This window comes from Exiguobacterium sp. H66 (genome assembly GCF_018618705.1).
Classification (GTDB): domain Bacteria; phylum Bacillota; class Bacilli; order Exiguobacteriales; family Exiguobacteriaceae; genus Exiguobacterium_A; species Exiguobacterium_A oxidotolerans.
Genome location: NZ_JACSMQ010000007.1, coordinates 90,203 through 111,097, shown reverse-complemented (window position 1 = coordinate 111,097; position 20,895 = coordinate 90,203). Strand labels below are relative to the sequence as shown.

Sequence of the window (20,895 nt, the reverse complement as noted above, 5' to 3'; positions counted from 1 at the left end):
TATGACTGAAGTGAAACTACATGATGTCGGAGAAGGCATGACGGAAGGTGAAATCGCCCATTATCTCGTCAAAATCGGTGATCATGTGACGCTTGATCAACCGGTTGTCGAAGTGTCGACCGATAAAATGGTCGCTGAACTACCGGCACCGATTTCCGGCGTCATCAAAGACATCTTAATTCCGGTTGGACAGACCGTCACTGTCGGAACGACGCTCCTCCTGATTGAATCCGGTGACGAGGAAGCGGCAACACGTGAAACCGTCACCGAGCCATCGCGTCCTGTCGTGAACGCGCGAACACCGCTTGCCATACAGACGCGCCGTGTCCTCGCGACACCGTACACACGAAAAATCGCTCGCGATCACGGAATTGATATCGAACAAGTACCCGCATCGGACCCATCCGGACGCGTTTCGGAAGAGGATGTTTTGCAGTTCGTCACAAATCGAGAATCCGCGTCACCTGTCCGGCCTGAAGCCGTCACAGCTCCTGAAGCGGTCACACCGTCAACTACTCCAACGACGTTACCGTTTCGCGGGATCCGCAAACAGATTGCGAAGAAGATGACGCAATCCCTCTTTACGATTCCTCATGTCACGCACTTTGAAGAAATCGACATGACACGTCTCCTTGCACTGCGGGCAGAACTAAAAGCGAACGGGACACCGATCAGTGTCAATGCCTTCTTCGTCAAGGCACTTGTCGTCGCCCTAAAAGACTTCCCAGTCTTCAATGCCAAACTGGATGAAGCCAATGATCAAATCATTTTAGAGCAGGAGTACCATATCGGAATCGCGACGGAAACGGAAGACGGCTTAATCGTCCCTGTCGTCCGTCAAGCCGACCAGCTCTCACTCCGCCTGTTACATGAACAACTCGCCGGACTGCACACACGGGCGAAAACAAACGAGTTGCGGGCGGGCGACTTAAAAGCGAGCACGTTCACGATGAGTAATGTCGGACCGCTCGGCAGTACCGGTGCGACGCCCATCATCAACTATCCGGAGACCGCCCTGATCGCTTTTCATAAAACAAAAAAACGGGCTTGCGTCGATGAAAACGATCAAATCGTCGTCCGCTCGATGATGAACGTCTCGATGTCGTTTGATCACCGCGTCGCGGACGGAGCGACGGCCGTCGCCTTTACGAATCGCTTCGCCGGTCTGATTGAACAACCGACTACTTTATTAATGGAGTTGATTTAAATGGTCGTAGGAGAACTGACACAAGAGCGTGACCTCCTCATTCTCGGAGGTGGACCGGCTGGTTACACAGCTGCGATTCGGGCGAAACAGCTTGGACGCGACGTCACATTGATTGAGCGGGAACGACTCGGTGGAACATGCTTGAACGTCGGATGTATTCCGTCGAAAGTATTGGCGCATGCTGCGCAGGAGCGAACACGTCTCTCACACTTGACGGCACTCGGCTTTTCCATCGAAACGACACATGATTTCGGCCAGTTAGCAAGCTACCGGGACCAAGTCGTGACGAAGCTGCGCCAAGGCGTCGAAGCGCTATGTAAAGCTAACGATATTGAATACGTGACCGGGTCTGCGTCCTTCCTCTCAGACGACCGGATCGGTGTCGAACACGGACATCAGTTCGATACGTACCGTTTTCAGGATGTCGTGATCGCAACCGGCAGCCACAGCATCCGTGAAGAATCATCCGTTCTCTTGAACGCGGAACAACTGTATCAATTACAAGAGTTACCGGACAGTCTGATCATCATCGGTAACGATTATATCGCGATTGAAGCAGCGATGAGTTTCCGGGCACTCGGGACAGATGTGACGTTGATTGCTGACGGATTTGAGCTCGACACAAGTCTCGAAAAAGAATTGAAGCGGACGTTCAAAAAACAAAAAATTACACTTGTCAGTGGCACTGTGACGACGATTACACCGGCGGATACTCATGTCGACGTCACAATCGTCAAGGCGGAACAAGAAAAAACCGTCCAGGCAAGTTACCTCTTCCAGTCGTTGCCACGCGTAGCCAATACACTTGATTTAGGTGTCGATCGGCTTGGTCTGACGTTAAACGAGGATGCAACACTAGTCGTAGATGCGCTTGGTCGAACAAACTTCCCCCATATTTATGCGATTGGTGACGTAACACCTGGTCCGCAACTCGCGACACGGGCGATCCATGAAGCAAAACGGACGGCGGAACATCTCGGTGGCGCTTCACCTGATACGACGATTCCTTACTTCCCGACAATCATCCGATCACTTCCGCCAATCGCTTCCATCGGCTTGACGGAACAAGCAGCCACTGAAGGCGGGTTCACGGTGCAAGTCGGACAGTTTCCATTGACGGCAAACGGGGCGAGCAGTATCGATGCGGCCAGCGGTTTCATCAAAGTCGTCTCGGACGCGAAGACATCACTGATTTTAGGCATTCATATGATTGGGGACGGTGCCCTTGAACTCGCCGGTACATGTGCGCTTGCCCTTGAAATGGCTGCGAAACAAGAAGATTTACGTTTTCCGGTCCAAGCACACCCGAGTCGCAATGAAGCCTTGACGGAAGCACTCGAAGCGCTGGTCGGACAAGCAATCCATCTTCCACCACGTCAACAGGCTGTCTTCTCGAACACGTAACCAGACCACTTGTTTTTGAAGGAGCAATGCCCGATGGAACTTTACTTTACGAAACTGGAATGGGAGCACCATTGCTTTCCGATTGCTGCGACGTCGGACGGTCTCTGTTATGTCGGTGCGTTTGACGAACCGTCTGAACTGTTTGAGGACTGGAAACGAAAACATCTTCCACGGGCTGAAGTCTTAATTGACGATTCAAGAATCAATCCGTACCGGGAGCAACTGCTCGGTTATTTGCAGGGAGAGCGGACGGCCTTTACATTGCCGCTTCACCCGATCGGGACACCGTTCCAGCTCGATGTCTGGCAAGCCTTACAAGCTGTTCCATACGGAAACACTACAACGTATTCCGAGATTGCAGCGGCTGTCTCACGCCCTCGTGCCATCCGGGCAGTCGGCACGGCGATCGGGAAAAACCGGTTGCTGTTGGTCATCCCCTGTCACCGGATTGTCGGCAAGAATGGTGATTTGATCGGCTACTGGGGTGGATTGAACATGAAACGCCGTTTGCTTGCCTTAGAGCAAGAAGTCAGTCCGAATTCAATGTAATCGAAAACCCGAGCGACTCCGTTTTCTAACAAGAAGCGGAGCACTCGGGTTTTCTCGTAGACACGGCGTTCATTACGTCGCGGTTGATGAACAATCAGCCTTTTGTTCATATGTTTTTCTCGGTTGAGGCATGAGTCATCGAGATTAACACAAAATGAAATGGAGACAAGCTAAAAGCCAACGATCAAGCGGTTGTTGATTCTCATGCGAGACTTCGCTTTCCACGGGCGGAAGGCGAGCCTCCTTGTCACTTACGTTCCTCGGGGGTCTCACCTATTCCGCTGTTCCCGCAGGAGTCTCCGTCTCGCATGAGAATCAACGGATGACACCTGCTTCAGCATGTTCTTCAAAAGAATATAAAGATGAACAGCGGATGACTCAAACGAGGGACGTCCCCACTCCGATATCAGTTTACATTATTGATCCCAAACCGATATGTCGTCTCCCACTGGTACGTCGCACCCGGTTCGATGAGAATCGATGGAAAACGGGATTCATTGACAGCATTCGGATGGACTTGTGCCTCGAGACAGAGACCGAGCGACGGACGGGATGGGACTCCCCGAACCGTATAGTCGGTCAAGAGTTGTGTTCCCGTGTATAAGACGACGACCGGCTGATTCGTCGTCACCTGTAACGTTCGTCCTGATACCGGATCCATGAGTTGCGCTCTCCCTTCGTCTAAGACGAACGGGTGATCATAACCATACCCGGCATTGACCGTCTCCTCACTTTCCGATTCAGCGCCACTGCGAATCGACCGCCCTGTCCGGAAATCAAGGACCGTTCCGTCGACCGCACGGAATTCACCCGTCGGTAGCAGATCGGATCCGAGCGGTAGATAGGTTGAACTTGGTAACGTCAACTGATGATCAAGGATGTCGCGTTGTAAGTTCCCGGACAGATTCCAGTACGTATGGTTCGTCACGTTCAGTGGTGTCGTCTGATCCGTCGTTGCTTCAATCGACAACGTCAATGCTGTCCCGTTTAGCCGGTAGATGACATCCACGGTTACATTTCCGGGATACCCTTCGCAACCGTCTGGATTGAGTGTCCGTAAGTGCAACCGTTGTTCCGTTGCTTCGATGACATCAAAGAAGACTTGATCGAAGCCATGCGTGCCGCCATGTAAGTGATTCGCCCCGTCATTTGCCGCAAGGTGATAAGTTTGTTCAGCAATCGAAAAGCGGGCTTGACCAATCCGTCCCGCGACCCGACCAACGATTGCTCCGAAATACGGTGAATGTTTTTTGTAGGCTGCCAGTGTATCGAAACCAAGCACCACACTCTCCATCTTGCCCGAGCGATCTTTGACCCGGACGTCATTGATGATGCCACCGTAATTCCAAATCTCGACTTCCATGCCCGGTTGCATCAAGCGGTGCCGGACGAGTCGCGCGTCTTCTGTTTGATGTGTCTCGTACGTCATCGCCGGTCACCTGCCACTTGATGTGTCACCGTCTGCAGGAACCGGTTAAGTCCCGCCTGCCCTGCCTCCGTCTGTTTGAAGACACCGCAGTCTTCGAGTCCACGGACGAATTTTTCGGCCACCGCTTGCTCGACGTAAGCTGTGACCGGTTGACCGGTGTACTGTCGCTTCAACTCTTCTGCCCAAGTCCGGTGTACCGGCAAGACGTCCGTCGTTTCACCGACGATGAACTGTTCGACCTGCTTTAGTTCTTCAAGCAACCGGGCTGGTAAGACCGCAAGTCCCATCACTTCAATCAAGCCGATATTTTCACGTTTGATGTGGTGGATGTCCGCGTGCGTATGGAAAATGCCATCCGGATGTTCGACAGACGTCCGGTTGTTTCGTAAGACAAGATCGAGTTCATAGACGCCGTTTCGCATCCGGGCAATCGGTGTCACCGTGTTATGCCGGACGCCGTCTGTCATCGCAATGATTTCCTGTTCCGCGTCACTATACGTCAACCAGGCTGTATACACATCATCGGCAGCAGCGAGTAACTGTTGACGATCAGGGCTACTCAAGCGGATGACGCTGAGCGGCCAGTGTAACGTTTGCCCACTGACATCCGGTTGTTGCGGCAAGTCGAACCGGCTTTGGATCGTTGCCCGGTCCATCGCGAACTCATAACGCCCGCCTTGGTAATGATCGTGCGTCAAAATCGAACCGCCGACGATTGGTAAATCAGCATTTGACCCTGCAAAATAATGCGGGAATTGATCGACGAACTCAAGTAATCGTTCAAAGGCGGCGCGGTTGATTACCATATCGCGATGCGTCTGCGATAAAATGATGCTGTGTTCGTTGTAGTAAACGTATGGCGAATACTGCAATGCCCAATCCTCACCTTGAAGTGTCAACGGAACGATCCGGTGGTTCGCCCGAGCCGGATGATTGCTGCGTCCGGCATAACCGACGTTCTCGACACAAAGCAAACACGTCGGATAGGTCGATGCTGCAACAGGTTCTGTCCGGGCTGCCGCAATTTCGCGCGGATCTTTTTCCGGTTTCGATAAGTTGATTGTAATATCAATTTCCCCGTAAGCTGTCGCTGCCTTGTACTGGATGTTTTTCGCAATCCGTTTCGTCTGGATATAATTGCTCGCCTGACTGAGTTGATAGAAATAATCCGTTGCGTGCACCGGATTTTCTTTGTAGAGCTGATTGAACGTCGTCGTGATCGTCGAAGGACGATCAACGAACACATCCATTAATTCAGCTGCGAAACGTTCTTTTTCGTCGAGTCGTGCTGCAAGCCGTCCGGACGCGATCATTTCTTCCACCAGCGCCTCGAGGATGTCTGGAATCGGTTCCGCTGTAACGGTTCCTGGATCGGTATAATCCGCCTGACCGACAAGCGCAAGAATTCGATTACGCGCATAGATTTCATCTTCTGCGTCAATCAGATGTTCAGCAATCGCTTGCTCAATCAATCGTTTGATGTGTTCATTCATCGCCTTCACTCTCCTCAATCCATTTCTCTCTTATGTTGTCTGATAGCCGTTCGGACGGCGTTCGTGCCAGTTCCAGGCATCACGGATGATTTGGTCGATGTCCGTCCGACGCGGTGACCAGCCGAGAACACGTTTTGCTTTAGCTGATCCTGCGATTAACGTACTCGGATCACCGGCACGTCTTGCGACGACTTGTTCCGGAATCGGGTGCCCCGTCACCCGGCGTGCCGCCTCGATGATTTCGCGGACGGAAAATCCGTTGCTCGAACCGAGGTTAAAGACATCACTCGTGTGTCCTTGTTGTAAGTAATCGAGTGCGAGAATATGGGCATCAATCAAATCTTCGACATGAATGTAATCCCGGATGCATGTCCCGTCCGGCGTCGCGTAGTCATCCCCATAAATCGAGATGACAGACCGCTGATTGTTTGCGACTTCAAGGACAAGTGGAACAAGGTGTGTCTCTGGTGTATGGTCCTCTCCGACTTCTCCTGTCGCGCGTGCTCCAGCGACGTTGAAGTAACGTAACGCCACATAACGAAGACCATGTGCTTGTTCGCACCATTTCATCATCTTCTCCATCATCAATTTCGTTTCACCGTACGTATTCGTCGGGTTCGTCATTGCCGTCTCGAGAATCGGCATCGTTTCTTGCTCACCATATGTCGCAGCCGTCGAAGAGAAGACGATTTGTTTGATATCATGTGCGACCATTGCCTCGAGTAAGACTTCCGTTCCGTAGACGTTATTGTTGAAGTATTTTAATGGTTGTTCCATCGACTCCCCGACCAACGAAAAGGCAGCGAAGTGAACGACTTGTTCAATCGTCTCTTTTGTAAAGACCCGATCAAGGAACGACCGGTCGCGAATATCACCTTCGTATAAACGGGCTTGCGGATGGACCGCCTTCTTGTGACCTGCCTGTAAATGATCAATGACGACGACGTCTTTTCCAGCATCAATCAACTGATAGACGGCATGGGAGCCGATATAGCCGGCCCCACCGACAACTAGTACTGCCATATTAGATGACCTCCCGTTCGACTTCACGCGCTCCGTCTCCGACAGTCGCCGTGTAGAACGTTGCCGGATAACCAATCCGGCTTTCATAGCGCTGTCCGACGGCATCGATGAATCGGTCGACTGTTGACGTTTCAACGATTGCAATCGCACAGCCACCAAAGCCGGCTCCTGTCATCCGTGCCCCAAGGACACCCGGTTGTGCCCAAGCCGCTTCGACCAACGCGTCGAGTTCTTGCCCTGTCACTTCATAATCGTGTTGGAGTGACCGGTGCGACGCATTCATCAATTCTCCGAATTCCTCGAGTTGCCCTGCTTGTAGTGCTTCCAGGGCTTGTAACGTCCGCTCATTTTCAGAAATGGCATGGCGTGCCCGGCGCATCAAGCGTTCGTCGTCGAGTGTGACGGCTTCGAATTCTGTCATCGACCAATCTCCGAGGGTTGCATACGGACGGACTTGCTGTAACTGTTCGAGCGCCTGTTCACATTCTGCACGCCGTTCGTTGTATTTTGAATCGGCGAGTTCACGCCGCTTATTCGTGTTCATGATGATGATCGTATAGCCCGTCAAGTCGAGCGGCGCATACGTGTAGTCAAGCGTTTGGCAGTCAAGGAGTAATCCTGACCCTGCCTGTCCCATCCCGATCGCAAACTGATCCATGATGCCACTGTTGACGCCGATGTAGTGATTTTCGACCTGCTGACCGAACTTCACGAGCTCGACCCGGTCGAGATCCAATTCATATAAACGCTCGAGCATGACACCGATGACGAGTTCGAGTGAAGCAGACGAAGACAACCCAGCTCCGTTCGGAATATCCCCTTTAATCAAGACGTCAAAGCCTGACGTGATGGCGTACCCGGCTTCCCGGAGGACATGCACCATTCCTTTGGCATAATTCGTCCAACCGTCTTGCGGATTATGAGCCAAGTCGTCTAATCCGACTTCGATGATGCCGTCTGCTTCGAAGTTGAGTGAATAGAAACGACACGTTGCATCATCCCGTTTTCGGGCAATCGCATGCGTCCCGAGCGTCAAGGCACATGGAAACACATGACCTCCGTTATAGTCCGTATGCTCTCCAATCAAATTGATACGCCCTGGCGCAAAAAAGCGATGTGTCGCCTGTACACCGAATTGCTCTTCAAAGATTTGTTCTAACGTCTGGTCGGTCATGCGATCGGCTCCTTTTGCTCAATTTGTCTCAATTGATGGATGGGTTGAATTCGTAAACAACGTGCTTCATAGTCCGCCGAATAAGAGAAGTTCAGTCCTTGGTTCATCAAGTAAGCACCGCTCACTTGGCGATCTTCCACTTGATACAGTCTATTTGCATCTAATCCCGTCAGTTTAAAGCTGTACTGGTGAATGCCATGCTTACGCATCGGTGCAACCGCCAAAATGACCGTCTCAGTTTCAGACGTATACTGCATGATGCTCGCTGTCGTTTGTGAGAATGGACTGAGGCGGTATTGACGTCCGTGCTGAACTGTCGGCCGAATCGTCTTGTATGTCTCAATCCATCCTTTCGCTTCCGCGAGTTCACTTGCCGTCCACTCACTTAAGTTTCCACCGATGCCGAGCGTCCCTTGCATCGAAGAGACGAACCGCGTCGCAAGCGGTAAGTTCCGCCCGTTCAACCAGTTCGGACCATCCGTCACCCAGCAACTCATCATTTTTGCATTATAGGCAAACGAAAAGTCATGTTGAATCGTCAACCGGTCAAGCGGGTCCGTGTTGTCACTCGTCCAGACTTGTTCCGTCCGCTCTAAAATCCCGAGATCAATTCGACCTCCGCCACCGGCACACGCTTCGAAGTCGACCGTCGGATGCCCGAGTCGTAGCTCGTCGAAGATTCGATATAAGGCATCGACGTGGCGCTTCCAAAGTTCTTGTTGCGCGTCCGGCGTTTGCGACGGGACACCCGGCTCAGAGAATGCCCGGTTCATGTCCCACTTGATGTAGTCGATTTCGTGCGTCGTCAATAATTCATCCATCATGTCATAAACAAAACGTTCGACTTCCGATAAACCGAGGTTCAAGACGAACTGGTTTCTCGATGTCGTCCGGACAGCACCCGGAGCATGATAAATCCAGTCCGGATGTGCGCGATATAAATCGGAGTCCGGATTGACCATCTCCGGCTCGACCCAAAGACCGAACTGCATGTTGTTTCCCTTCACATACTCAATCAAAGGGGTCAGACCGTTCGGAAACTTCTTCCGATTGACGACCCAGTCGCCTAATCCCGCTTGATCGGAGTGACGTTCACCGAACCAGCCGTCATCGACGACGAATAGTTCACATCCGATGTCCGCTGCTTGATCGACGAGTGCCCGTTGTCCCTGTTCCGTCACATCAAAATACGTCGCTTCCCATGAGTTATAAAGGACCGGTCGAACGTTTTTACGGTCAGACGCCGGCATGATTACGTGACGCTGGAAGTCATGCGCGCGCGCACTCATTCCGGCGAAGCCGTCCGGAGTATAGCCGATATAAAAGACCGGTGTTATTAGACGTTGTTCAGCGTCAAGCGTCCAGCTGAAGTCAAATCCATTCATCCCACCCGATAGTTGGACGAACCCGAAGGCATCTTGTTCGGCGTGAATCGACCAATTGCCCGAATAGGCAAAATGGCCGTAAATGACTTCGCCCGTCGTCTCTGTCGCATTGTGTTCAAGCGCGAACCAAGGATTGGCTTGATGACTCGTCACACCGCGTCGACTTTCAATCGTCTTGCGTCCTGCTGTCAGCGGCGTGATTTGTTTTTGGAATTCGCCCGTCCATGTCCCGGCATAATGATGGAAGTTGAGCGTCGGACGATTTAAAAGTCCCATCGCGAACGACTGCGCCGTCGTCAAACGGACAGGTTTTTCTCCTGCGTTTTCGACGATGAGCGAGCGCCCGATCATATCGTATGCCGCGAAAAGTTCATAGCGTACCCCGACGCGCAAACCTTGGAGGGAATCGTGGAGCCATAAGATGAGTGCCGTATCCGACAGCTCTGCTTGCTCGAAAGAAAACTGACTGATTCTTGCTCCGTCTGCCCGTTCTGATTTTAACGTCGGTTCTGTATAGACCATCTCACCGAACGGGATAAAGTCGTACGTCGCGACGCCGTCTGGCGATTCGAATGAACTGTGGGCAAGAACCGCACTCGGTAACGCCGCATAATCTGCTCGATACGGAAGTCGTGCCCCGAAATACGTATGAACGAGCTTCCCATTCGCTCCGATTGTCACGACATGCGCGACAGCTTGTCCTTCAATCACGAATCGGTGTTTCGATACTTCAAAGATTGCCATGGTCCTACCTCCTTACGTCGTCAGAATCAGTGTCGCAAGCGGTGCGAGTGTCACTGTTCCACTGTATGTCTCTTGCGTCGTCAGCTCCTGATATGTTCCGTCAAGCGCGACTTGTTTCGTTTCTTTTGTGTCATGGTTCATCAGAAAGACGAAATCGCGTGTTTCCCCGTGACGGCGAACGACTTCGACCTGGTCCGGCACTTCAAGCGTCTCGATTCCTGCTTCTTCAAAGGCTTGCGCGTAAATCGTATCGATCATCGCGTCATCGATCGACGCTCCGATGTACGTGATTGTTCCTTTGTATTGATTTCGCGTGACGGCTGCGACACCATCATAAAATGTATCGCGATAAACGGCGAGCGGCTCTGCCGTCGTCGGTGTAATGAGATCGCACCAGAGGCGTGCCGTCGACGATTGTCCGTCAAGTCCCTCGACACGGTTTTGCTGGACCGCTTGAAGGGATTCATATTCATCGATTTCAATGCCGGCATACATGGCAAACTTCCCGGGAAGTGTTTTCGGGATGACATTGTTATGCGGATCCTTGACACCTGTCCGGTACGTAAAGATGACGTGCCCCCCTTGTTCCATGTAATCAATCAATGCTTGATCGAACGTCGGGTTCGTCAGGAAGTACAGCGGCACGATGATCAGTTTGTAGCCATCAAGTGCATCGCCCGGGAAAACGATGTCCGTCGCAACCTGCTTGCGGACAGCCCCGCCGTAAAAACGGACGAACTCGGTCCGGAAATCAAATGCATCGCTGTGTGGTTGATGCGTCCAGGCCCAAACGTTTTCCTGATCAAAATAGACACCGACATCCGCTCGGTACGTACTGGCATTGATCTCGTCGCCGAACGTATTCAGTTCCGTCATGATCTGTTTGACTTCAGCAAACTTCCGTTTCGGTTTCCCGTCGTGGTCAATGATGCCGTGGCAAAATTCTTCCGTCCCGAACAAGGCGGCTCGGAAGCGGAAATAGACAATTGCTTCTGCGCCGCGTGCAACGGCTTGATACGTCCAGAGGCGAATATGACCCGGGCGTGGTAAGTATCCGATTTTGCTCCACCCCTGTGCGCCACTGAGCTGTTCCATGACCCAGAAACCCTTGCCCTGTTTCGACGACCGGCAGAGATCGTGATCGCTCGCCATCTTCTCGAAACGGTTCGGTTCCGGTAACCCGCCCCAAACGGGATAGTTATCAAATGAGACATAGTCAAGATCTTGCGCCATCTGTTGTTGATTCACAGCCATATCGCTGTAGACGAGGTTATGTGTGATAAAGGCATCCGGATGGATATGTTCCCGTAAGACATCAACTTGCAACTTGTTGTAATAGTTATAGCCGTCGGCACAAAATCGGTCGAAATCGACGAGCAGGGCTGGACTATGTTCTTGGTAAACTTTACGCGGGACGGGAATTTGTTCCCACGCCGTATAGGTTTGACTCCAAAAGACCGTTCCCCATGTCTCGTTTAACACGTCAAGCGTGCCATACCGCTTCTTGAGCCAGACCTGGAAAGCGGCCCGGTCGATAGCACTGTAAGAGCGGTCCGACTTTTCATGACCGTACTCATTATCTGTCTGCCAACCGATGACACGCGGATGTTGCCCGTACCGTTTCGCCATTTCCGTCGTAATCGCGACGGAAAATTTTTGATAGGTCTCACTGTGAACCGTGTAGTGACGACGAGCACCAAAGCTGATCGTCACACCGTTTTCGTCGACCGGTAAAATTTCCGGATACTTATGACACATCCAGGCGGGTGGTGTTGCCGTCGGTGTACCGAGGACGATATCGAAGCCCGCGTCACTGAGTCGTGCGACGACGTCATCCCAAAAGTCGAAGTCATAAACCCCTTCTTCCGGTTCCATCATCGTCCACGCAAATTCTGCAATCCGGACGACGTTGACCCCCAGTTCTTTCATCAAACGAAAATCTTCCTCCCACAATTCACGTGGTGTTTGTTCCGGATAATAATCGACTCCTAAATACATGTTGCTCCCCCTGACTCAAAAAACAAATTATTTTACTGCACCGGCTGTCATTCCTTTTTGGAAGAAACGTTGGAAGAAGATATAGAAGACCATTGTCGGTAAGCTGATTAACACAAGTGAGGCATAGATTTTACCTGGATCGCCGCCGAGTGCATCTTTGAAGAAGCTCGGTGCCATCGTGACTGTCTGGTAAGCGGGATCGGTCATGAACGTCAAGACCATCAAGTATTCGTTCCACGAGTTGAGGAACGCATAGATTAATGCTGTCGCAAGTGCCGGTTTCGCGAGTGGCAACATGACTTTGAAGAATACTTCTAAAATTGTCGCACCGTCGATATAGGCCGCTTCCATCAGTTCGTTCGGCAATTCGTCAAAGTACCCTTTGATGAGCATCAAGCCGAACGGGAGGAAAAATGCAACTTCTGCCCCAATCAATCCCCAATGATTGTTCAGTCCGTCAAACGAACGGAGCGTAAAGAACAAGGGGACGATCATCGAAGCAACCGGTAACATTAAACCGGCGAGGACCATATTGAACATGAGACGCTTTCCTGCGAACTCTAGCTTTGAAAAAGCGAACGCTGCAAACGCAAGAATCGTGATCGAGATGATGATCATGAAGAAGGCAACAAAGAAACTGTTGAAGACGAACGTTGGGAAATTCGGGTTTTGTAACGTCGCGATATAGTTCTCAAATCCATTGACACGTAAGCTTTCCTTGAACATGACAAAGATTGGGAACAGCCAGACGATTGAAGCTAAGGCAAGGACAAGGTTGATCATCCAACGACTCTTTTTAGATTCTACATTCATGGTACGTTCCTCCTTAGTTATCCATTTTCTTTTGTATCCGTAATTGGAAGTACGTGATCAGCAACGCGATTGTAAGTAGCACGATGGCGACAGCACTCGAGTAGCCGACTTCCTGTTGGAGCATTGATTTTCGGAATAAGTAGGTCGAGATAAATTCTGTGGACGATCCCGGCCCACCAGCAGTCGTGATCCAGACTAAGTCAAACGTCTTCAGTCCACCGATGACACCGAGGATCGATAACGTGAAGGTCGTGCCCTTTAAGTTCGGGAACACGATGCTCCAAAGGGTCCGGAAGAAACCGGCTCCATCAATTTTCGCAGCTTCGAAAATTTCTTTTTCAATCGTCAACATCGCCATGTAGTACATGACCATCGACGACCCTGTCCACTGGAAGATATTGATGGCGATGACGGAATAAAGCGCGATATCCGGATCGCCGAGCCAATTCTGCTCGAGACTCCCAAGACCGATTGCACGTAAGAATTCGTTGATGTATCCAAATTGGAAATCATAAATTTGTGTGAAAGCTGCCCCAAGGACGACCGGACTCAAAACGACCGGGAAGAAGAAGACCGATTTCATTGCAGTCCGCAGCGGTCCTTGTGTATGCAGGAAGTACGCGAGAACAAGTCCGATTCCAGCCTGGATCGTGACCGTCAAGACGGTGAAGATGAAGGTGTTTTTGAGCGAAAGATAAAAGTCCGGATCTCCGAACATTTCCGCATAGTTTGAAAGCCCGACAAACGCTTTATCAAACGAAATCCCGTCCCATGAGAAAAACGAGTTATAGGCATTGTAGAAAATCCCGTAATAGATGAAACTGACGACGAAAAGGACGATTGGTGCGACAAATGCCCAACCGACCATATTTTGTTTCATCTTGCCTTTTTTTCTTGGAGCAGGTGAACGTGTCGCTGCTGGTTTTAACGGCTCTGCTTTTGGTTTAATCGGCAATTCCTGACGCTCTGTCTGCATGTTGATTCCTCACTTTCCTCTTTTCCAAAAATCAGGAAGTGATACGCCAGGCGCATCACTTCGCTGTCTACTGCTTATTTCGCCGATTTATCCGCTGTATCTTGAACACGTTGAAGTGCTTCTTTCGGATCTTGACCTGTTGCGATATTTTGAAGTTCCTTCCCGAGGATATCGTTCAATTTCGTATCCCGGATTCCACGGCTCGCGACTGCGTCTGCAAGCGTATCGTTTAACATTTTGTATGATTCTTTTTCGCCTTCCGTTGTGAAAGCGGAATCAGAGTCGATCGTGACATCTTTAATTCCTGGTGCCATCTCGAACTCACCCATGTATACTTCTTGTCCTTCACCTTGACTCATGAAGGCGATGAACTCTGCTGCACCTTCTTGTTGTTTCGATTCTTTATTGACACCAAGCGCCATATCGATTGAAGCGATGATTGGTTGTTCTGTTCCGCCTACGAGGTTAGGAAGTGGTGCAAATCCAAGCTCATCGTCAATTTTCCATTTGTCTTTTTTCTCAGCCGTCGTCATCGAGTGTGCTTCCCATGAACCGATGACCCACATCGCAGCTTTTTTATCGAAGAACTGGTTCATCCCGTCATTGTAAGTCGCAAGACCAAGCGCTCCTTCTTGGAAGACTTTATCTTCGAAGAGGTCTTGCCATACTTGTGCTGTTTTGACCATTTCGTCATCTGTCCATTTTGCTTCACCCGACAAGACTTTTTGAATATAACCTGGCGCGACTTGGTGACTGAGGACATTGTAGACATCGATGTCGATCCAAGCATCTTTTGCTCCGAGCATCAATGGAATGACTTTATCGCCAGACGCTTTGATTTTTTTGACGGCATCGACCGTTTCTTTATAGTTCTTAGGTGGCGTGACACCGTATTTATCAAGCATCGTCTTGTTGTACATCAAGTATGCTTGTCCTGTGAAACCGATTGGGACTGCGTATTGTGTACCATCAAGTGTCGTCTGTTCAATCCCGAGCTCGACGAATTTATCTTTCCATCCATCTCCGGCTGCTTTATCCATATATGAATCGACCGGTACGACACGATCTTTATACTGCTGAATCATCGGTTCTTTTAAGCCAATGATGTCTGGGCCTTTACCTGACAACATTGCGACTTGAAGTTGCTTTTCATAGTCTTCACTGTACCGTTTGAATTCGACTGAATACTTGTCTTGCGATTTATTGAACGCATCGACAACGGCTTTCCCAGCTTCAGGTTGTGGTGCCCAGCCCCACCAGGTAACGATTGTTTTACCGTCTTTTGTTGTCGTCTGTTGCTCATCTTCGCCACCACAAGCTGCGAGTAGTGCTGATAATGTAAGAACCGATGCTGCCGCTAAAATTTTCGATTTTTTAAATTTCATCTGATTGATCCCCTTTTTATGTGTAAGTATCATGCGTATTTTTGACCGTGTTGACCTTCCAGTTTCGCTTGTTTGCACCAGTCTTCCATCACCGTTTGGTCGATCGGCATTCCCTGTAGCCGAATCAACACGCGGGCAATCAAACGTAACCGATAATCGAGTGTGTCGACTTCGCGAGCGACAAATAAGTAAAACTCTCCGCCAAGTGTTAAGCAGCCTGCCGTCCGCATTTGTTGCATCAATGCGCGTAATTCGATGTATCCGCTCTCATTTTTTCGAACATGCAGTTCTGAGGAACGGATTGTCAATACTCCTTGCACGGATGACATCCGGAATTGAAAAACTCCATCTTGTCGCGGACGGACGAGCACGATGTCTTGGTCCGGTGACCGTTCATCCCCTAGTTGTTGTTCAGTCATCCGCTGCGTTTGGCGATCATAGTAAAAGCCGCGGATGGCCCCGTAACGCCCAAAAGCTTCACGATAGGAAACCCACGGATCTTTTGTTTCCATCGGCGCGTTGCCTCCTTCTTTCCGTTTCAGCTCGACTGGTCTTCGCCAGTCCGCATCCACCTCCACCGTTCACATGAACTTAGTAAATTAAATTTATTATCTATCTTTAAAAAGACTATAGCATATCGATTCTACGGTTGTAAACGTTTTCATAAATTATTTTTTATTTTTTTGAGAAAACAAAAAAACCTACTTCCGCCAGTTTTTTTCAACGGTCAGTAGGTCCTGTTTTAAATTGTTTGAAATACACTGTTCGTCGCTAAAGCTGCGGCACTAAGTGCCCCTTGTTTTTCACTCCACGGCACCATCTTCACGTCCGTCTGTCGCGAGGCTGTTGTCAGCGCCGTATGCGCGACCCGTTCTTTAATCTGCTCGACGATGCCCGGTGCGCGTTCAAACATCGGGCCGCCTAGTAAAATCCGTTTCGGGTTCAACAAGTGAATCGTATTCAATACACCAATCCCGATATACTCTCCTGCTCGATGATAAACGCGCGCCGCTTGTTCGTCTCCTGCCACTAAACGACTCCGCAGTTCCAGTAAGGTTTTTACTTGCGGATCAATGACTTCAAAATCGCGCAACAGTGACTTTTCGCCTGCCAATGCCTCGAGGCAACCACGATTGCCACAAGAACAGATGGGTCCATCTAAATCAAGTCGCATATGTCCGACTTCACCCGTGATGTGGTTTTCCCCATCAATCAACTTTCCATCCAGTACATAGGCGCCTCCAATCCCTTCGCCTGCATAAAGGTAAAAGAATTGATCGACCCCAACCCCCTCGCCAAATAACAATTCGAAGGAAGCGAGCGCACGCACGTCATTCTCGATGAAAACTGGATAGGCAAATCGTTCCTCTAAATGTTTTTTTAGTGCGACATCATGAAGGTGGAACCGAGGGGCAAATAGGATGACACCTGTTTCCGGATTAACCATCCCGTGGACAGAAATCCCGATGCCATGAATCGTCCCGACACCTTTTGTCGCTTCAATCAGTTCTCCACACAGTTGACTGACGGCATCAATCATATCGTCATTCGTATCAAACTGTCCGAGTGATTCGACTTCATGGATCGTATTTCCACTCAAGTCGGCGATGACACCGATGAAACGATGACTCGTCGCATCGATTCCAATGACATATTGTTCCGTCGCAACCAATTCAAGCATGATTGGTTTGCGTCCCCCATTCGAAACTCCGAGTTCCCGTTCCGTCACGAGACCATCGGCAATCAACTCACTGACGATGTTCGAGACCGTCGGCTTCGTCAAATTTGTCCGCTGGGCAAGTTCGACTCTCGAAATCGGCTGATGCATTCGAATCAGGCGTAACACAAGTGCCCGATTGTAGGAGCGCATCCATTTTGAATTACGTGGTGTCTCTTTCGTCATGCTTCCCCTCATCCCCTCTAACCTTCTCCTTCCTATCTTCGCACATTTTGTAAGGGATTTCACTGTCTCCTTTTCAACTCATTTTGAAAGAGAAAGAGGCGAGGTTTCACGCTTCATCATACGGCTGCTCGATGACGAGGATTCGGCTACCGTCTGGCTTTTCCGTCAACTCCATTTCAATAATGGCCTGCCCGACTAGCAACACAGCCGGCAATTCTGGGTCCGTCTTCCGAAAAAAGCTGACATGACCTTGATAAACGTCCATATAATCAGCGAACAAAAACGTTCCATTGACATGGATTTCGTCTTGCTTCGGGTTGAATTCAAGTCGCGGGACCCCGAACCATGCTTCTCCGTTCAAATACAACAATGGTTTGTTTCCAATTCCTTCATTGGTGGCTCGGCGCACTTCAATCGCTCCTTTCGTCTCATAATAAAGGCGGTCATCCCCTCGTGTCGCAATGACAATCGGATTGTCTTGATACAGGACGATTTCAAGAATTTCATCCGCCTGTTCGACATAATAACCCGAGTCATCAGCTGTCGCAAAACTAATCGTGTACAGTTGAATCCAGGCGACGACATCTGTTACTTCGACCGGCTTCAAAAATAACGCGGAGACAAGATACGTCCGCTCCGGCATCACGATTAAGTTGACACAGATATCTGCCAATTGAATCGTTCGTACTTGTGTTGAAGGATACATTTCTTCGTAATCTTTCATAAAAATCACTTCATAATAATGCGTCGTCTCCCGGAGCTCTCTCCCAGGTAAACGACGATCAAAGTCGGCAATCTGGATGCGTTTCATGTTGTGCCTCCTCTGCAAAAACCTGTAAGTGTCTCATGCTGATTATTACCCAAAATTTGGTCTCTTTGCACTCCCCTAAAAATCAAAAAATCACCTTCCGATTTTTTCAGGAAGGTGACGCGTCAGATTGTTTTTATCAAAATTAGGCGAGAATACGCCTACTTCTAAACGAAGTGAAAGTGGGAGATGAATCGCCAGCCTGCTTTTCGGGTAGATTCCCTTTGAAGGCGGTGAAAAATGGTGATGAAGCACAAGGCCTACAAATTCAGAATCTATCCGACAAAAGAGCAGGAAATCCTAATCGCGAAGACGATCGGTTGTTCGCGCTTCGTCTTCAATCACTTCTTGGCGAAGTGGGATGAGACATACAAAATGACAGGAAAAGGACTGTCTTACGGTTCTTGTTCGAAAGAAATTCCGATGTTGAAGCAGGCGTTCGACTGGCTGAAGGAAGTCGATAGCACGTCTGTTCAAGCGAGCGTCAAACATCTTGCCGATGCCTTTGACCGCTTCTTTAAGAAGCAGAACGAACGACCCCGCTTCAAGTCAAAGTGCAACCCTGTTCAATCGTATAAGACGAACATTCAGGGCAAGTCTCAACTTCCAGAAGTCTCGATCGTCGGCGCCAAAATCAAAATTCCAAAGCTGAAGTGGGTGCGCTTCGCTAACTCGAGGCAGGTCGTCGGACGCATCTTGAACGCGACCATCCGGCGTAACGCTTCAGGAAAATACTTCGTCTCCCTGCTCGTCGAGCAGGAAAGCAACGAAATGCCGAAGACGGGCTCATCCGTCGGCGTCGATGTCGGGTTGAAGCACTTCGCCATCCTGTCGGATGGCACGGTATACAAGAACGACCGTTACTTCCGCTCGCTTGAGAAAAAGCTGGCGCGCGAGCAACGTAAACTCTCTCGTCGTCAACGGTTGGCCTTGGACAAGAAATTAAAACTTTCCGAGGCGAAGAACTATCAGAAGCAGAAGCGGAAGGTCGCCCGCATCCACGAGAAGATCGCGAACAAGCGAACCGATTTCCTGCACAAGGTATCGACCGAAATCGTCAAAAACCACGACGTCATCGGCATCGAGACCTTGCAGGTGAAGAACATGCAGAAGAATCACAAGTTGAGCAAGTCCATCTCCGAAGTCAGTTGGTCAGAGTTCTTCCACATGCTGGAGTACAAGGCAGAATGGTACGGGAAGACTGTCGTCAAGGTCGCCAAGACCTTTGCTTCCAGTCAACTGTGCTCCAGTTGCGGACATCAACACAAAGACGTGAAGCATCTTGGCTTGCGTGAATGGACATGCCCGAGTTGCGGGATTCATCACGACCGGGATGTGAACGCAGGATTGAACCTCAAACAAGAAGCAGAACGCCTCTTAGCTTCTTCAACCGTCGGGACGACGGGATTAGCCTGATCAATTTTCGACCGTTAGGTCGAATCACTCAGGAATCCTCCACCTCTAAGCAAAACGTAGGTGGAGGTAGTTCAATGGAGGTACAAGTCATAGAGCACATAGAGCACTAGCGCAATCACAAAGACGAAAAAAAATTTTCCCGTACCAAAAAAAACACGGTCGCTTGTTTCGTTCCGATTATTTTTATCCGGATACATTATACAACTCCCTTTCTCATCTATCCAATTTTTCTCATATTGAATAGTTTCGCCTTTTGCGGCATCAATTCCTTCCGAACTGACGATTGATTTCTTTAAGATTTCATCCCGTTCGCAAAAAAGACGAGCGTTTCTTCTTCGTCCGACGTTAACACACGGTCGACCGTTTCTTTGTATAATCGATGCATCTCTGAAATCTTCCCACCTGCTCGATCCGTCACATCCATCGCCTGACGTAACATCACGACTTCTTGTTCGAACGCTTCGCGGGGCATTGCCTCACCGTGCGACCAGACGTAATACGCCGCATCATACTCCGCGATTGCATCGAGTAGCAACGTCATTCGCTCGACCGTATAGTTCCATTTCGCCGAAAAGATATCAGCATACATCGCGTCCCCTAAAAATAAGACACGTTCTTCCGGTATGTAAACAAGCAGACTCCCGGGTGAATGGTCATTTTCGACTTCGCGCAGAATACAATGCACATCCCCTAAGTCGACGACAAGTTCTCCCTCGAATTGAATATCTGGCAATTGTACTGCTATATCACGTGTCGGACCAAACTCGAGCTTGATGGCATCGGCACAAAATGGTATCTCGATTCCCTGCTCGATCCGCGCTTCGAGTGCTTCATCTGTCCAGTCATAATCTAGCATCTGTTCAATTCGCGCGACCGTCCGCTTCGTTGCCATCGCCGGAAGGTTCATTTCTTTTAGTCCGAAAATGTGGTCCCAGTGCCAATGGGTCAATGCCAGTACATCAGGTTTTTTCAAGCCATGTCGCTCCACTTCTTCTAAAAACAGTGCTGCATGCCGGCTCGAGTTTCCTGCGTCAATCATCAAACTGCGTTTTGCTCCGACGATCAGCCCTAAAATCGGTCGATCCGTTTCACTGACCGGTGTTTGATACCATACACAATCCGTCAATTGGTTAAATTGTTGCATCTTCATCGCCTCCTGCTTGTAGTATAACGAAAAAGCCCATCCGG

The 20,895-nt window shown here is 49.9% G+C and carries 17 protein-coding genes; 4 read left to right on the top strand and 13 right to left on the bottom strand.

Annotated features, from left to right (window positions below; genetic code table 11):
• The first annotated feature begins 1 nt into the window (after position 1).
• The 3 genes from KNP88_RS12160 to KNP88_RS12150 are packed head-to-tail and all read left to right on the top strand — an operon-like array spanning position 2 to position 3,160.
• The gene (locus KNP88_RS12160; RefSeq protein WP_214893979.1) at positions 2-1,207 is read left to right on the top strand and encodes a dihydrolipoamide acetyltransferase family protein; all 1,206 of its coding nucleotides are present in this window, start codon (positions 2-4) and stop codon (positions 1,205-1,207) included.
• A complete protein-coding gene (locus KNP88_RS12155) occupies positions 1,208-2,611 on the top strand; it encodes a dihydrolipoyl dehydrogenase family protein (RefSeq protein ID WP_214893978.1) in 1,404 nt (467 codons plus the stop codon).
• Between the two features lie 33 nt (positions 2,612-2,644).
• A complete protein-coding gene (locus KNP88_RS12150; protein WP_214893977.1) occupies positions 2,645-3,160 on the top strand; it encodes a methylated-DNA--[protein]-cysteine S-methyltransferase in 516 nt (171 codons plus the stop codon).
• 406 nt (positions 3,161-3,566) lie between these two features.
• On the opposite strand, the gene KNP88_RS12145 is transcribed toward KNP88_RS12150, so the two are convergent.
• From KNP88_RS12145 to KNP88_RS12090, 12 genes are all read right to left on the bottom strand, one after another.
• On the bottom strand, positions 3,567-4,589 hold the full coding sequence (locus tag KNP88_RS12145) for an aldose epimerase family protein (protein WP_214893976.1): 1,023 nt from the start codon (positions 4,587-4,589) through the stop codon (positions 3,567-3,569).
• Positions 4,586-6,082, bottom strand: a complete 1,497-nt coding sequence (galT, locus tag KNP88_RS12140; RefSeq protein ID WP_214893974.1) for a UDP-glucose--hexose-1-phosphate uridylyltransferase — start codon at positions 6,080-6,082, stop codon at positions 4,586-4,588. Before galT ends, KNP88_RS12145 begins: the two co-directional genes overlap by 4 nt.
• A 30-nt stretch (positions 6,083-6,112) precedes the next feature.
• Complete coding sequence (gene galE / locus KNP88_RS12135; RefSeq protein WP_214893972.1) at positions 6,113-7,105, bottom strand: UDP-glucose 4-epimerase GalE; 993 nt, start codon at positions 7,103-7,105, stop codon at positions 6,113-6,115.
• A 1-nt stretch (position 7,106) separates the two neighbouring features.
• Positions 7,107-8,279, bottom strand: a complete 1,173-nt coding sequence (locus KNP88_RS12130) for a galactokinase (protein ID WP_214893970.1) — start codon at positions 8,277-8,279, stop codon at positions 7,107-7,109.
• The gene (locus KNP88_RS12125; protein WP_214893968.1) at positions 8,276-10,408 is read right to left on the bottom strand and encodes an alpha-galactosidase; all 2,133 of its coding nucleotides are present in this window, start codon (positions 10,406-10,408) and stop codon (positions 8,276-8,278) included. The genes KNP88_RS12130 and KNP88_RS12125 overlap by 4 nt, the downstream gene beginning before the upstream one ends.
• Before the next feature lie 12 nt (positions 10,409-10,420).
• Positions 10,421-12,406 carry a beta-galactosidase gene (locus KNP88_RS12120; RefSeq protein ID WP_214893967.1) on the bottom strand — a complete coding sequence of 662 codons (1,986 nt, stop codon included), beginning with the start codon at positions 12,404-12,406 and terminating at the stop codon, positions 10,421-10,423.
• A gap of 27 nt (positions 12,407-12,433) precedes the next feature.
• Complete coding sequence (locus tag KNP88_RS12115) at positions 12,434-13,219, bottom strand: carbohydrate ABC transporter permease (protein WP_088836197.1); 786 nt, start codon at positions 13,217-13,219, stop codon at positions 12,434-12,436.
• 13 nt (positions 13,220-13,232) lie between these two features.
• On the bottom strand, positions 13,233-14,195 hold the full coding sequence (locus KNP88_RS12110; RefSeq protein WP_088836196.1) for a carbohydrate ABC transporter permease: 963 nt from the start codon (positions 14,193-14,195) through the stop codon (positions 13,233-13,235).
• A 74-nt stretch (positions 14,196-14,269) separates the two neighbouring features.
• A complete protein-coding gene (locus tag KNP88_RS12105; RefSeq protein ID WP_214893965.1) occupies positions 14,270-15,580 on the bottom strand; it encodes an ABC transporter substrate-binding protein in 1,311 nt (436 codons plus the stop codon).
• Positions 15,581-15,609: 29 nt separating this feature from the next.
• Complete coding sequence (locus KNP88_RS12100; RefSeq protein WP_029332520.1) at positions 15,610-16,092, bottom strand: hypothetical protein; 483 nt, start codon at positions 16,090-16,092, stop codon at positions 15,610-15,612.
• 230 nt (positions 16,093-16,322) lie between these two features.
• Positions 16,323-17,483: an ROK family transcriptional regulator gene (locus KNP88_RS12095; protein ID WP_214893963.1), complete on the bottom strand. Its 1,161-nt coding sequence runs from the start codon at positions 17,481-17,483 to the stop codon at positions 16,323-16,325.
• 106 nt (positions 17,484-17,589) lie between these two features.
• Positions 17,590-18,294, bottom strand: a complete 705-nt coding sequence (locus KNP88_RS12090; RefSeq protein ID WP_214767241.1) for a hypothetical protein — start codon at positions 18,292-18,294, stop codon at positions 17,590-17,592.
• Between the two features lie 237 nt (positions 18,295-18,531).
• Here KNP88_RS12090 and tnpB point away from each other — a divergent pair, with 237 nt between their 5' ends.
• Positions 18,532-19,707: an IS200/IS605 family element RNA-guided endonuclease TnpB gene (gene tnpB / locus KNP88_RS12085; protein ID WP_214893962.1), complete on the top strand. Its 1,176-nt coding sequence runs from the start codon at positions 18,532-18,534 to the stop codon at positions 19,705-19,707.
• Between the two features lie 292 nt (positions 19,708-19,999).
• Here the strand turns inward: tnpB and KNP88_RS12080 are convergent, their stop codons facing one another.
• Positions 20,000-20,851 (bottom strand): MBL fold metallo-hydrolase, encoded by an 852-nt coding sequence (locus KNP88_RS12080; RefSeq protein WP_214893961.1) that lies wholly within the window; start codon positions 20,849-20,851, stop codon positions 20,000-20,002.
• Between the last annotated feature and the right edge of the window lie 44 nt (positions 20,852-20,895).